Here is a 13,405-nt window from a genome sequence, read left to right as displayed (position 1 = left end):
CGCAACCCACCCGTCCGACGTGATCCGCGCCCCAGCTCCCGCGCTCAGCGACCGCTCAGCGGCTCCACTGCCGGGCCAGCCGGGCGCCGAGTTGCCGCAGGCCCTCCGCCGGCCGGGTCAGCGCCGCGTCGAGCCCGCCGCGCTCCTCGCCGCCGAAGTGCTCCACCAGGCTGTACGCGTCGGTCACCCCGGCCGAGGCGGCCTCGCGCCGGCCGGTGCTCACCTGCCCCGCCAGCACCACGCAGGGCACCCCCCGGTCCCGGGCGGCCCCGGCCACCCCGGCGACCACCTTGCCGCGCAGCGACTGGTGGTCGAAGGAGCCCTCGCCGGTGATCACCAGGTCGGCGGCGTCCAGCGCGGCGGGCAGCCCGATGGCCTCGGTGACCAGGCCGATGCCGGAGGCGCAGCGCCCGCCGAGGGCGAGGATCGCCGCGCCGAGGCCGCCGGCCGCGCCGCCGCCGGGCAGCGCGCCCAGGCCGGCCGGGCAGCCGGGCAGGTCCCGTTCGAGTACGCCCGCGAAGCGCTCCAGCGCGGCGTCGAGCAGCAGCACGTCGGCCCGGTCGGCGCCCTTCTGCGGGCCGTAGACGTTGCTGGCCCCGCGCAGCCCCAGCAGCGGGCTGTCCACGTCGGTGGCGGCGACGAGGGTGACGTCGCGCAGCCGGGGCGCCCCGTCCAGCCCGGCGATCCCGGCCAGCGCCGCCCCGCCGTACGGCAGGGCCCGGCCGGCCTCGTCGAGCGCGGTGACGCCGAGCGCGGCGAGCAGCCCCGCGCCGCCGTCGTTGGTGGCGGAGCCGCCGAGCCCGATCACCACCGTCCGGGCGCCGTGCTCCACGGCGGCGGTGACCAGCGCGCCGAGCCCGTACGAGGTGGTCGCCCTGGGGTCACGCTCGGCGGCGGTGAGCAGGTGCAGGCCGCAGGCCTGGGCGCTCTCCAGGTAGGCCGTGCCGTCGTCGGTGAGCAGGATCTCACCGGTGGTCGGCCGGCCGAGCGGGTCGACGGTGGGCACCGGCACCCGCCGCCCGCCCAGCGCCCCGGCGAGGACGGCGACGAAGCCGGGACCGCCGTCGGCGAGCGGGCGGATCAGCAGGTCGTCGCCCTCGGCCACCTCCCGCCACCCCTGGGCCACCGCGGCGGCGACCTCCTGGGCCGGCAGGGTGCCGGCGAACTTGTCGGGACAGAGCAGCACGCGCATCCGAGCAGTGTGGCAGGCGCATCGACGCGAGGGAGTGTGGCAGGCCACACCGGCTCCGGCCGGTCCTTGCGGAGGCTGTGCGACCATCAGGGGCGTGACTTCGACCTGGGCTGAACCCTCCAGCACCGCGACGGCCCTGCTGCTGCTGGGCCGGGGCAGTGATCCCGCCACCGAGCCGGGGGTGGAGTGTCCCGGCGACCTGCCGGCCCCCAGCGATCCCGACCTGGTGGCGCGGGCCGCAGCGGCGAAGGCCGCGCTGGGCGACCGGGTCTTCGTGCTGGGTCACCACTACCAGCGCGACGAGGTGATCCAGTTCGCCGACGTGACCGGCGACTCGTTCAAGCTGGCCCGCGAGGCGGCGGCCCGGCCCGACGCGGAGTACATCGTCTTCTGCGGCGTGCACTTCATGGCCGAGAGCGCCGACATCCTCACCACCGCCGACCAGAAGGTGGTCCTGCCCGACCTGGCCGCCGGCTGCTCAATGGCCGACATGGCGGTGCTGTCGCAGGTCGAGACCGCCTGGGACGTGCTGACCGAGCTGGGCGTCGCCGCGCAGACCGTCCCGGTGACATACATGAACTCCTCGGCGGACATCAAGGGTTTCGTCGGCCGCAACGGCGGGGTGGTCTGCACCTCGTCCAACGCCAAGCAGGCGCTGGACTGGGCGTTCCAGCAGGGGTCGAAGGTGTTCTTCCTGCCCGACCAGCACCTGGGGCGCAACACCGCCGTGCTGGAGATGGGCTTCTCGCTCGACGACTGCGTGCTCTACGACCCGCACAAGCCGGGCGGCGGGCTCACCGCCGAGCAGCTCCGCGACGCGAAGATGATCCTGTGGCGCGGGCACTGCTCCGTACACGGCCGGTTCACCCTCGACAGCGTCGACGACGTGCGGGCGCGGGTGCCGGGGGTCAACGTGCTGGTGCACCCGGAGTGCCGGCACGAGGTCGTCACCGCGGCCGACTTCGTGGGCTCCACCGAATACATCATCAAGGCGATCGAGGCGGCCCCGGCCGGCTCGGCGTGGGCGGTCGGCACCGAGCTGAACCTGGTGCGCCGGCTGGCGCTGGCCCACCCGGACAAGCAGGTCATGTTCCTGGACCGGGCGGTCTGCTACTGCTCGACGATGAACCGCATCGACCTGCCGCACCTGGTCTGGGCGCTGGAGGAGCTGGTGGCCGGTCGGGTGGTCAACCAGATCACCGTGGACCCGGACACCGCGCACCACGCCCGGGTGGCCCTGGACCAGATGCTGGCCCTGCCCGGCGTCGGCGCCACGGCACCCACGACCTGATCACCCTGGGTCACCGACTCGGTGCAATTGCGTACGTCCCGCACCGATTCATGCCCTCCGGGGTGATGTGACCGCATCCATTGTCGTCACCGAGGGCTATGCTGCCGAGGCGACGACGCCCGTGGGGCCGTTTGTTACCGGTCGCACCGCGGGTATCACCCATACCGCTTTCCTGAAGCATCAACATTGCAGCACCGACGCGCTGGAGGTTGCGTTGACCGACGACGTCCTGGTCGTACACGGAGGCACTCCGCTGGAAGGGCGGATCCGCGTGCGCGGCGCGAAGAACCTGGTGTCCAAGGCGATGGTCGCCGCCCTGCTGGGCGACAGCCCCAGCCGGCTGTTCGACGTGCCGCGGATCCGCGACGTCGAGGTCGTCCGGGGCCTGCTCGACCTGCACGGGGTCAAGGTCACCGACGGCGCGGAGGCCGGTGAGCTGGTCTTCGACCCGGCGAACGTCGAGAGCGCCAGCACCGACCAGATCAACGTGCACGCCGGCTCCAGCCGCATCCCGATCCTGTTCTGTGGGCCGCTGCTGCACCGGTTGGGGCACGCCTTCATCCCCGACCTGGGCGGCTGCCACATCGGGCCGCGCCCGATCGACTTCCACCTGCAGGCGCTGCGCGAGTTCGGCGCGACGGTCGACAAGACCCCGGAGGGGCTGCACCTGTCCGCCCCGAACGGGCTGCACGGCACGAAGTTCGCCCTGCCGTATCCGAGCGTCGGGGCCACCGAGCAGGTGCTGCTGACCGCGGTGATGGCCGAGGGCGTCACCGAGCTGCGCAACGCGGCGGTGGAGCCGGAGATCATCGACCTGATCTGCATCCTGCAGAAGATGGGCGCGATCATCAAGGTGCACACCGACCGGGTGATCGAGATCCAGGGCGTGCCGAAGCTGCACGGCTACACCCACCGGCCGATCCCGGACCGCATCGAGGCGGCGAGCTGGGCGGCGGCGGCGCTGGCCACCCGGGGGCACGTCGAGGTGCTCGGCGCGCAGCAGGCCGACATGATGACCTTCCTGAACATCTTCCGCTCGGTCGGCGGCGAGTACGAGGTGACCGACGCCCGGCCGCCGAAGCTGGGCGACGCGGGCCAGGAGGGCGGCATCCGGTTCTGGCACCCGGGCGGCGAGCTGAACGCGGTGGCGTTGGAGACCGACGTGCACCCCGGCTTCATGACCGACTGGCAGCAGCCGCTGGTCGTGGCGCTGACCCAGGCCCGGGGCCTGTCGATCGTCCACGAGACGGTCTACGAGCAGCGGCTGGGCTACACCCAGGCCCTCAACACGATGGGCGCCAACATCCAGGTCTACCGGGACTGCCTCGGCGGGACCCCGTGCCGCTTCGGCCGGCGCAACTTCAAGCACTCCGCGGTGATCGCCGGCCCGAGCAAGCTGCATGCGGCCGACCTGGTCATCCCGGACCTGCGGGCCGGGTTCAGCCACCTGATCGCCGCGCTCGCCGCCGAGGGCACCTCCCGGGTGTACGGCGTCGACCTGATCAACCGGGGCTACGAGGACTTCGAGGCCAAGCTGGCCGACCTCGGCGCCCACGCCGAGCGGCCGTAACGCGCCCACGCCGAGCGGCCGTGACCGGCCCACGGCCGGGCCCGTCCGTCGGGTTCGTCACTGTCGTTGCGCGCCCGGTGCACCGCGATGTGCACCGGGCGCTCGCCTTTGGCTACCCTTTCCGCGTGCCGTCGCTGTTTCGCCGCAAGTCCACCGACCTCGTCGACAAGGCCGTCACCTCGGTGACGCCCGACGAGGCGTCCGCCGCCGCTGCCCGCCGGGGTTACACCCCGAGCAAGAAGGAGCTGGGGGTCCAGACGCCGAAACGGCCCGTCGCCGCTCGCCGGCCGGCCGGCCCGACCAAGCCGCTGAGCAAGGAAGAGGCGCGCGAGCGGCGGCGGCAGCTGCGCGCCGAGTCGTCGGCCGAGTTCCGCCGCGAGGGCGGCCCCCGCGACCGTGGCCCGGAGCGGCTGCTGGCCCGCAACGTGGTCGACTCCCGCCGCACCGTGGGCACCTGGTTCTTCGGCGGGGCGTTGATCGTGCTGCTCGGCTCCAACCAGGCGATGCCGCCGATCGTCCGGTTGATCTCCAACATCCTCTGGGGCGCGCTCGCCCTCGGCGTGGTGATCGACTCCATCCTGATCAGCCGCAAGATCAAGAAGCTGATCCGGGAGCGCTTCCCGAAGACCGACCAGAAGCTCGGCTCGCTCTACCTCTACGCGATCATGCGGGCCATCACCTTCCGCCGAATGCGCGCCCCGGCCCCCCGCGTCAACCTCGGCGACCCAATCTGACCCACCCCACCCCACCTGACACCCCACCCCACCCCACCTCCCTCCCCCCCTCCCGCCCGCCCCGCTTCGTCGATCTTGGACTTGTGGTGCCCCGCAAAAGCCCCGTAACGAACAAAGCCGGCACCACGACTCCATGATCGACGAAGTGGGGTGGGGCGGGGCAGGGTGGGGGGCAGGGCGGGGTGGGGTGGGGTGGGGTGTCAGGTGGGGGTGGCGAGCGGGGGTTCTTCGCGGTCTGCGTAGAGGCGGGCGACGACCTCCTCGATGTCCGGTTCGACGATCGAGACGTCCCGCAGCACGGCCAGCCCCGCCAGGGCCGTCACCACCTCGCCGACGCCGGCCGACTCCAACGCGAAGACCAGCCGGTGCCCGTCGGCCTCCACCCGGCGCAGCGGGGCACCCGGCAACCGCGGCGGGTGCGGCAGGGCGGTGTCCAGGTCGGCGACGACGAGGCGGCGGGATGCGTACCGGTCGTGCAGGGCGGCGATCGACCCGTCGTGCACCACCCGGCCGTGGTCGATCACCACGAGGCGCTGACAGAGCCGCTCGATGTCGGCCAGGTCGTGCGTCGTCAGCACCAGGGTGGTGTCGCCGGACCGGCCCAGCTCCCCCAGGAAGCCCCGGACCGCCTGCTTGCTCACCAGGTCCAGGCCGATGGTCGGCTCGTCCAGGAAGAGCACCTGCGGGCCGTGCAGCAGGGCGGCGGTCAACTCGCCGCGCATCCGCTGGCCCAGCGAGAGCTGCCGGACCGGGGTGTCCAGGAAGCCGTCCAGGTCCAGCAGGCTGCGGCAGCGGCGCAGCCGGGCGGCGTGCTCGGCGGCCGGCACCCGGTAGACGTGGCGCAGCAGGTCGAACGAGTCCCGCAGCGGCAGGTCCCACCAGAGCTGGGAGCGTTGGCCGAAGACCACCCCGAGGCGCAGCGCCAGCCGGGTGCGCTCGGGCACCGGCCGCAGGCCGCAGACGGTCACCTCGCCGGAGGTGGGGGTGAGCACGCCGGTGAGCATCTTCAGGGTGGTGGACTTGCCGGCCCCGTTCGGGCCGATGTAGCCGAGCATCTCCCCCCGCTCGACCCGCAGGTCGACCCCGTCGACGGCGGCGACGGTGCGTTTGACGCGGCGCAGCCGCCCCGCCCGCACCCGGACGGTGAACTCCTTGCGCAGGTGCCGTGCCTCGATGACGCTCATGACCCCGTACTCCGGTAGTGGCGGATGCCGACGCGCCAGGCGGCGGCGGCGAGCGCGGCGGCGACCAGCGCGACCGCCGGCGAGGCCCAGCCGGCCCAGGCCGGCAGGCCCAGCGGGTCGGCGCGGCCCAGCAGCGCCAGCGCCGGCTGGTAGCTGACGAAGGCGAACCCCAGCCCGTACGCGAAGACCGCGCGGAACCAGCCGCCGAAGACCGTGACCGGGTACGAGGTGAAGTCTCGCCCGCCGTAGGTGACCGAGTTCGCCAGCTCCCCCGACTCGGTCCACCAGAACGCGACGGTGGCGGTGGCCACGAAGAGCGAGCCGAAGAAGACCACCCCGGCGGCCGGGGCGAGGACCACCAGCGCCACCCGGCCCGGGGTCCAGTCGATGCCCGCCCGCGCGGCCGCCACCACCAGCACGGCCAGCCCGAAGACCGCCCGGGACACCTTGCGCAGCGGCAGGTCCATGAGCAGCAACTGCGGCAGCGCCCCGAGCGGGCGGACCAGCACCGCGTCGAGCAGGCCGGTGCGCACGTACCGGGACAGCCGCTCGATGTTGCCCACCAGCAGGTCGGCGGTGGCGAACGCGCAGGCCGACAGGCCCACCATCAGCAGCGTCTCGGCGAAGGCGAACCCGCCCAACTCCCGGGTGACCTGGAAGATCACCAGCACGGTCACCACGTCCAGGACGGTGGCCCCCACGTTGCCGGCCAGGTCCACCAGGAACGACGTCCGGTACGCGGCCTGGGACCGGGCCTGCGCCCCCAGCAGCGCCCGGTACGCGGCCACCCGGCCAGGCGCCCGCCGGGGCACGCCCGGCGGCCGCTGCCGGGGCAGCACGACCGGCTGAGCGCCGCCACCCTGCGCCACCCGCCGGCGCTCAGCCACCCTGCACCACCAGCCGGCGCTCGGCCCGGCGCTGCACCAGCCGGCACAGCGCGACCATCGTCACCGTCCACGCCGCCTGCACCGCGACCAGTCCGGCTGCGGTGGCCGTCGACTCCCGCTCCACCAGCACGTCGAGCGGGATCTGCAGCAGGCCGGGGAACGGGGTGGCCAGCCGCAGCGCCAGGTGCAGCCCGTCGGGCAGGAAGGGCAGCGGGAAGTAGAGCCCGGCGAGCGCGCCCGAGACCAGCGCCCAGAGGACCTGCGGCCCCCGCACGTCCTCCAGCCAGTAGGCGGTGGCGTTGATCAGGAAACGGCAGCCGAAGGAGAGCACCACGGCCAGCAGCACGGAGAGCGCGAACAGCGGCACGGTCGGCCAGCGGGCGGGCAGGTGGACGGGGAAGAAGAGCGGGCCCACCAGGACCGGCGGCAGCAGCCGGGACACCCCGGCCCAGCCCGCCCGGCCCAGGTCGGTGGCGAGGTAACTGGTCACCGGGTGCACCGGGCGCAGCAGGTCGCTGGCGATCTCGCCGGTGCGGATCCGGTCGGCCAGGTCGTTCCAGCCCCAGAAGAGGATCACCGCCAGCAGGCCCTGCCCCGCCCAGACGAAGGTGGCAAGCTGTTCCCGGTCGTACCCGGCGACGTCGCCGGCCGCGCCGGCCACCGCCAGCAGCAGGTAGCAGCGCAGGAAGCCGAAGACCGTGTTGGTGAACGCACCGGCCAACGCGGCCTGCCGGTACGTGGCGTATCGTCGGAATCCCGATCCCGCTATGGCCGCGAATGTCCGAAACCATGGGCTAACGTATGACCGGGTGGGCGGTGGCACACTGGCGGTGACAGAGCCCACGCCGTTACCCTCCTTCCGCAGCCACGCCGTGCCGGACCGGGCGACTCTACCGGCGGGCGAGACGCCCAGCGCACCAATTTCCGACGAGGTGACATCGCCGTGAGCCAGCGAAGCGACCCGGGCACCCGGGTTCGCCACGCGGGCGGCGCCGGGGCCTGGCGATGAGTGGCGGCTACCGCGATCCGTGGCGCGACCCGGCCGAAGACCGGTGGCGCGACCCGGCCGAACCGTCCTGGATCGTCCAGCCCACCGACGAGTGGCACCCGCAGTTCCCCGGGCAGCGCTACGCCGGCGACATCGGCCTGCGCCAGCATCCCGTCCCCCGGCACCGTGGGCGGGCCACCGTCGTCAACCCGGCCGGCGCGCAGCCGGTCAGCCCGGCACCCATCGCCGCCGAGCCGGTCAGCCCCGCGCCGGGCGGGCGCGGCGGGGCGTACCCCTGGGACGGCCGCGCCCCGGACGGCCCGCCGCCGGGCGACCGGGACGACCGCCACGCGGGCCCGGCCGAGCCGCGCCGACCCACCCCGCGCCCGGCCTGGGCCGGCCCGCCGCGCGAGCGCGCCACCCCCGGCGGTGACCGCTTCCCCCGGTACGACGCGCGGCCCCCGGCCCCGCAGGAGCGCCCCCCGACGCACGACGACCGCCGCCCCGCCGCCACCGACCAGCGGTGGCGCGGCGAGCGCCGCCCCGACCCCACCGGCCACGACGGGCCCGCCCGCCGAGGGCCGGAGGAGCGCAACCCCGGTCGGTACGGCTGGGACGAGCGCGAGTCGGCGTGGCGTCCCCCCGACGCCGGCCGCACCCCCCACGACGAGCGCGGTCACGGCCGCTGGCGCGACCCGGCGGAACCCGACGGGTACGCCGCGCGGGGCCGCCCTACCCAGCCCGACGGGTACGCCCGCCGGGGCGGGCCCGCCGAGCCCGACGGGTACCCCGGCCGGGGCCCCGACGAGGGCGGGTGGCGCCGCGACCGGCACCCGGCCGACCGGGGGCCGATCGACGCGTACCCGCCACACGTCGACCCGGACCTGCCCGTCCACCGGGACCGGCGCGACCCGGAGTGGACGGTGCAGCGCGATCCGGCCGCCGGCCTGCACGGCGATCGACGCCCCGCCGACCCCGGCCGACGCAGGCCCCCGGTCGACGCGGTCGCGCCGACGTCACCGGCGTCCCGTGGCGAGCCGGAGTGGCTGCCGGAGCCGGGGGAACGCCCTTACCGGCCGTACGACCGCACGCCCGGTGACCGCAGAGAGCCCGACCGCAGGGAACCGGACCGCAGGGAACCGGACCGCACCGGGTGGACGGAGCGCCGCCGGCCCACCCTGGACCGCGACGGCCGGCCCGGCGTCGATCGCGTCCCGCCCGTTGCCGACCGCGTCCCGCCCGTCCCCGACCGTGCCCGGCCTGGACCGGAGCGCGACGGGTGGCACGCACCGCCCGGTGTCGGACCCACCCGGCCCGCCGACCGGCCGGCCGCCGAGCACGAGCAGCGGAGCGTCGGCCGTCCCGGCGTCGGCCAGCCGGAGGTCGGCCGTCCCAACGTCGCGACGCCCCATCGCCCGGCCGACCGAGGCGCGCAGCCGCACCGGGAGCCGACCAGGGAGGCAGCCGCCCGGACGGAGGCACGCCGCGACCCCGTTGCCCGCCCCGACCAGCACCGTGATCCCGCTCCCAGGCCCGCAGCGCAACGCGACCCCGCTCCCCGGCCGGTCCCGGGCCGGGAGGGCGGCCTGCCCTGGCCGGAGCCCGGTCCGTTGCGGCCGGACCAGGGCCGGGGACCGACCCCGGGCCGACAGACGGCCCACCCCGCCGACGCTCCCCGCCCGGTCGTCCGCCCGGTCCCCCAGGGTCGCCCCCTGGCCCGGCCCACCGACACCACCCGACCGATCGACGCCGACCGGCCCACCGACGCCGCACGGCCGATCCACGCCGATCGGCCCACCGACGCCGCACGGCCAGATCCCTGGTTCACCGATCCCGCCCCGGCGGAGCTGCGCCGTCCGGCCGGGCCGGGCGACACCCGACCCGTACCCGCAGCGGACGCCGACCGCCCGGCCGGATACCGCCCCCAGCCGGGCCCGGCCGAAGCGGATCGTCCGTCGGCGCAGCCGGGTCCCGAGCGCCGCCCCGGCGTCGAGCCCCGAGTCGCGGCACCGCCGCCGCAACCGGCCCCGCCGCGCCCGCCGGTAGCGGAGCCGGCGGCCGGCCGGGCACGCGACGAGCGCCCCGGCGCCGCCTCCACCGCGATCCCCCTCTCCGGCGGCCCCGCTATGGACCGACCGGTATCGGGGCAGCCAGCCGCCGGACGGCCGGCTCCGGGCGAGCCGGCCCTCGCCCCGCAGACCCGGGCGGTCTCGACCCCGCCGGTGCCCCCGGTCTCCGCGCCTGCGGCGCCCCCCGTGCCCGACTCTCCGCCGTCCCCCGCGCCCGAGCCTCCCCCCGCGCCTCCGACGCCGCGCGCCTCCGCGCCCGCGCCGGTCGCCGGGTCGCCCGCCCCCGCGCCGGTCGAGCCCGCCTCTCCGCCCGCACGGCCCGTCGCACCGCCACCGGGCGGCCCGACCGTGCCCGTCCCCCCGCCGCAGGCCGCCCGGCTACGACTGGAGTTCCTGCCGGCACCTCAACCGGCCGGACCAGGGCCGACCAACGCCGGACCAGTCGAGGCCGAGCCGTTCGCACCGGATTCGGCCGAGGTCGAGGCCGGACCGAGCGACGCCAAGCCGAGCGCACGAAACCCGGCCGCAAACGCACTGACCGCAAACGCACCGGGCGAAGCCAACCCAGGCGAAGCCGAGCCGGTCGAAACCGAGCCGGGCGAAGCCAAGCCGGGCGAAGTCGAGTCGGGCGAAGCCGAGCCGGGCGAAGCCAAGCCGGGCGAAGCCAAGCCGGGCGAAGCCAAGCCGGGCGAAGCCAAGCCGGGCGAAGCCAAGCCGGGCGAAGCCGAGCCGGGCGAAGCCGAGCCGGGCGAAGCCGAGCCGGGCGAAGCCGAGCCGGGCGAAGTCGAGCCGGGCGAAGTCGAGTCGGGCGAAGTCGGGTCGGGTGAGTTCGGGTCGGGTGAGTTCGGGTCCGGCTCCGAGCGGTCCGGCGAAGCGGTGGCCGCCGTGGGCCGGTCCGATCCCGCTCCGGCCGTGGGCAGGCCGCCGTTCGCCGGCGATGCGGGTGGCCGACCCGACGAGGTGGAGCAGGCCCCCACGGGCACCCCGGTCACGCGGCCGGCGTTCCCCGACCGCCGAGACGACGACGAACCGGGTACCGGCCAGCCCACCAGCGCCTCGGCGGCGGAGCGGGAGCTTCCGTCGACGGAGGCGCCCGAAGGGACGGAGTCCGCTGCCCCCGCGCTCACCCCGGCGTCGGAACCGGCGGAGCCGGCCGCCGAGGAGGCCGCGCCCACCGGCCCCGCGCTCGCCCCGGAGTTAGCTGCCGAGGACGCCGCGCCCACCGGCCCCGGCGCGCGTACGGTCGAGGTGCCCGCCGGCCCCCAGCCGCCCTCCCCCACCGAGCCGGAGCCGCTGCTCGGCCCGGAGCCGCCGATCGAAGCCACGCCGCAGGTCGACGGCGCTGCGACCGACGACCTGCACCCCGGCCAACGGGAGGCGCGGCGAGCCGAAGCCGACCGGCCGGACGACACCGAGGCCGACGTCGAGCGGTCGGGCACCGAGCCGGACACCGAAGGCTCGGGCGGTGACGACGTGGACCCGCTGGAGGGTCCGCCGGACGTCCACCAGGCCGATTCGGGCGTGGACGCCGACCGCCTCGTCGACACCGCCGACCTCGCGGAGAGCCGGGAAACGGCTGTCGTCGACCCCGACGGATCGGGCGCGGTGGTCGACGCACGGGACGCGGTGCTCGACGAACCGAGCCCCGTGGCCGACGAACCGAGCCCCGTGGCCGCACCGGAGCGGGACGACCCGGAAGCCTGGTTCCGGCCGAGTAGGCCGCAACCCCCGACCGTCGAGCCGTCGGCCTCGGCGTCGGTGCCCGGCGACGCCGGCGCGGCCAAGGAGGGTACGCAGCCCCCACCGCAGGTCGCGGCTCCGGCAACACCCCTGCCGGCACCCCCACAGCCGGAGCGGCCGGTCTCGGCCCCACCCGCGCGCCCCGTCCCCGCGCCGCCCATCTCCGCGCCGCCGCTATCCGCTCCACCCGTCCCCGCGCCGCCCGTCCCCGCGCCGCCCGTCCCCGCGCCGCCCATCTCCGCGCCGCCGCTATCCGCTCCACCCGTCCCCGCGCCGCCCGTGTCTGCGCCGCCGGTCTCCGTATCGCCCGCCCGCCCTGTCTCCGTACCGCCGGCGCGGTCCGGCTCGGGGGTTGCCGCGCAGCCCGTCTCCGCTGGTCCGGCTCGGCCGGGATCGGGCGGGCCGACCGGCGATCCGGAGCGGGCGCTCGGGGCGCTGCGCTGGCGTCTACACCCGCAGACCCTGCGGGAGGAGACCGACGACCCGCAGCGGCTGCGCGCGGTACGGGACGGGCTGACCGCCAAGCTGGCCGTCGCCCTGGACAACCGCTCCCGGGCCCGGCTGCTGAGCCTGCGGGCGGTCGCCTCGCGCATCCTCGGCGACCTGGCCGACGCGCTCGACGACGCCCGGCTCGCCCTGACGTACGCCGAGAGCACCGGCGGGTTGCGGCGGACCGCGCTGGCGCGGGCGCGGCTGGCCCAGGTGCTGCGCTGGCGAGGCGAGTTCGCCGAGGCCGACCGGCTCTTCGCCGAGGCCAACTCCACGGAGCTGCCCGACCGGCTGCGGGCGGCCCTGCACGAGCACGCCGGGCGGTGCAGCTACGACCAGGGCCGGCTGATCGAGGCGTGTCTGCACTTCGAGCAGGCCCTGGACCTGCACTCGACGACCGACGCCGCGCTGACCGCCCGGATCCGGGTCGGCCTCGACGCGGTCGCCGAGCGCGCCGGCCGGGACGGGTTCGGCCCGTACCCGCGCAGCCGCGACGAGATCCTGCACGGTGCCCGCCCGCCCGTGCCGACGTACGACGAGGAGCTGGACCGCTGGGGGTACGCCGACGTCGACGGCAACCTGGTCGTGCCCAGCGAGTACGCCGAGGCGCAGCCGTTCCGGGAGTCGATGGCCTGGGTGCGCCGGCCCGACGGCACCCGGTGGGCGCTGATCGACCAGGCCGGACGCACCCTGATCCAGGCCAACAACGGCTACCGCGCGGTCGGCTCGTTCTCCGACGGCCTGGCCTGGGTGTCGATGGACGGCATGGGCAACTGGATGGCGATCGACCCGTCCAACATCGTGGTGATCCCGCCCGGCTTCGACGACGTCCGTCCGTTCCGGGGCGGGGTGGCGGCGGTGCGCGTCGACGGCGGCTGGGGCGCGGTCGACCGGACCGGCGCGGTGGTCGTGCCGACTCGTTATCACGGCCTGACCACGGCGTTGGCCGACGGCCGGTACGTCGACGGCTTCACCGACGAGGGCCTGGCGGTGGTGGTGTGGAACGGCCGGCGCGGGGTGGTGGACCGCACCGGCCGGTTGATCGTGCCGCCGACGCACCCGGTGCTGGTCGTGCACCCGGTGGCGTTCCTCGTCGGCGACGGGGCCGGCCGCTGGGGCGCGCTCGACCGGCTGGGCGAGCCGTTGATCGACCCGGTGCACCCGAACCAGGACCGGGTGCTGGAGGAGATCGACCGGCTGTTGGCCGACGCCACACCGCTGCTGTGACGTGCGCCGGGGGCCGTCCGGCCAGCGGGTGACC

Annotated in this window: 8 protein-coding genes; 4 read left to right on the top strand and 4 right to left on the bottom strand. The window is 75.8% G+C overall.

The window, feature by feature from the left end; genetic code table 11:
* Positions 1-55: 55 nt before the first annotated feature.
* Positions 56-1,192 carry a glycerate kinase gene (locus ACLQ2V_RS11570; protein ID WP_425718426.1) on the bottom strand — a complete coding sequence of 379 codons (1,137 nt, stop codon included), beginning with the start codon at positions 1,190-1,192 and terminating at the stop codon, positions 56-58.
* A gap of 94 nt (positions 1,193-1,286) precedes the next feature.
* Here ACLQ2V_RS11570 and nadA point away from each other — a divergent pair, with 94 nt between their 5' ends.
* The 3 genes from nadA to ACLQ2V_RS11555 all read left to right on the top strand — a co-directional run bounded on the left by nadA (position 1,287) and on the right by ACLQ2V_RS11555 (position 4,787).
* Positions 1,287-2,483 (top strand): quinolinate synthase NadA, encoded by a 1,197-nt coding sequence (gene nadA, locus ACLQ2V_RS11565; RefSeq protein ID WP_425718425.1) that lies wholly within the window; start codon positions 1,287-1,289, stop codon positions 2,481-2,483.
* Between the two features lie 214 nt (positions 2,484-2,697).
* The gene (gene murA / locus ACLQ2V_RS11560) at positions 2,698-4,053 is read left to right on the top strand and encodes a UDP-N-acetylglucosamine 1-carboxyvinyltransferase (protein WP_425718424.1); all 1,356 of its coding nucleotides are present in this window, start codon (positions 2,698-2,700) and stop codon (positions 4,051-4,053) included.
* Between the two features lie 125 nt (positions 4,054-4,178).
* Complete coding sequence (locus tag ACLQ2V_RS11555) at positions 4,179-4,787, top strand: DUF3043 domain-containing protein (protein WP_425718423.1); 609 nt, start codon at positions 4,179-4,181, stop codon at positions 4,785-4,787.
* Positions 4,788-4,987: 200 nt separating this feature from the next.
* On the opposite strand, the gene ACLQ2V_RS11550 is transcribed toward ACLQ2V_RS11555, so the two are convergent.
* The 3 genes from ACLQ2V_RS11550 to ACLQ2V_RS11540 all read right to left on the bottom strand — a co-directional run bounded on the left by ACLQ2V_RS11550 (position 4,988) and on the right by ACLQ2V_RS11540 (position 7,702).
* Positions 4,988-5,971 (bottom strand): ABC transporter ATP-binding protein, encoded by a 984-nt coding sequence (locus tag ACLQ2V_RS11550; protein ID WP_425718422.1) that lies wholly within the window; start codon positions 5,969-5,971, stop codon positions 4,988-4,990.
* Complete coding sequence (locus ACLQ2V_RS11545) at positions 5,968-6,783, bottom strand: ABC transporter permease (protein WP_425718821.1); 816 nt, start codon at positions 6,781-6,783, stop codon at positions 5,968-5,970. The genes ACLQ2V_RS11550 and ACLQ2V_RS11545 overlap by 4 nt, the downstream gene beginning before the upstream one ends.
* A gap of 67 nt (positions 6,784-6,850) precedes the next feature.
* Positions 6,851-7,702 (bottom strand): ABC transporter permease, encoded by an 852-nt coding sequence (locus tag ACLQ2V_RS11540; protein WP_425718421.1) that lies wholly within the window; start codon positions 7,700-7,702, stop codon positions 6,851-6,853.
* Between the two features lie 161 nt (positions 7,703-7,863).
* On the opposite strand from ACLQ2V_RS11540, the gene ACLQ2V_RS11535 reads away from it, so the two are divergent.
* On the top strand, positions 7,864-13,371 hold the full coding sequence (locus tag ACLQ2V_RS11535) for a WG repeat-containing protein (protein ID WP_425718420.1): 5,508 nt from the start codon (positions 7,864-7,866) through the stop codon (positions 13,369-13,371).
* Positions 13,372-13,405 lie beyond the last annotated feature (34 nt).

It is taken from the genome of Micromonospora sp. DT233 (assembly GCF_049841815.1).
In the GTDB taxonomy this organism is placed as follows: domain Bacteria; phylum Actinomycetota; class Actinomycetes; order Mycobacteriales; family Micromonosporaceae; genus Micromonospora.
This window is presented reverse-complemented; position numbering and strand designations above follow the sequence as displayed.

Bases quoted from the DNA above. Each gene is read 5' to 3' on its own strand.
- ACLQ2V_RS11570 (WP_425718426.1), bottom strand. From the start codon at position 1,192: ATGCGCGTGCTGCTCTGTCCCGACAAGTTCGCCGGCACCCTGCCGGCC.
- ACLQ2V_RS11550 (WP_425718422.1), bottom strand. From the start codon at position 5,971: ATGAGCGTCATCGAGGCACGGCACCTGCGCAAGGAGTTCACCGTCCGG.
- ACLQ2V_RS11535 (WP_425718420.1), top strand. From the start codon at position 7,864: ATGAGTGGCGGCTACCGCGATCCGTGGCGCGACCCGGCCGAAGACCGG.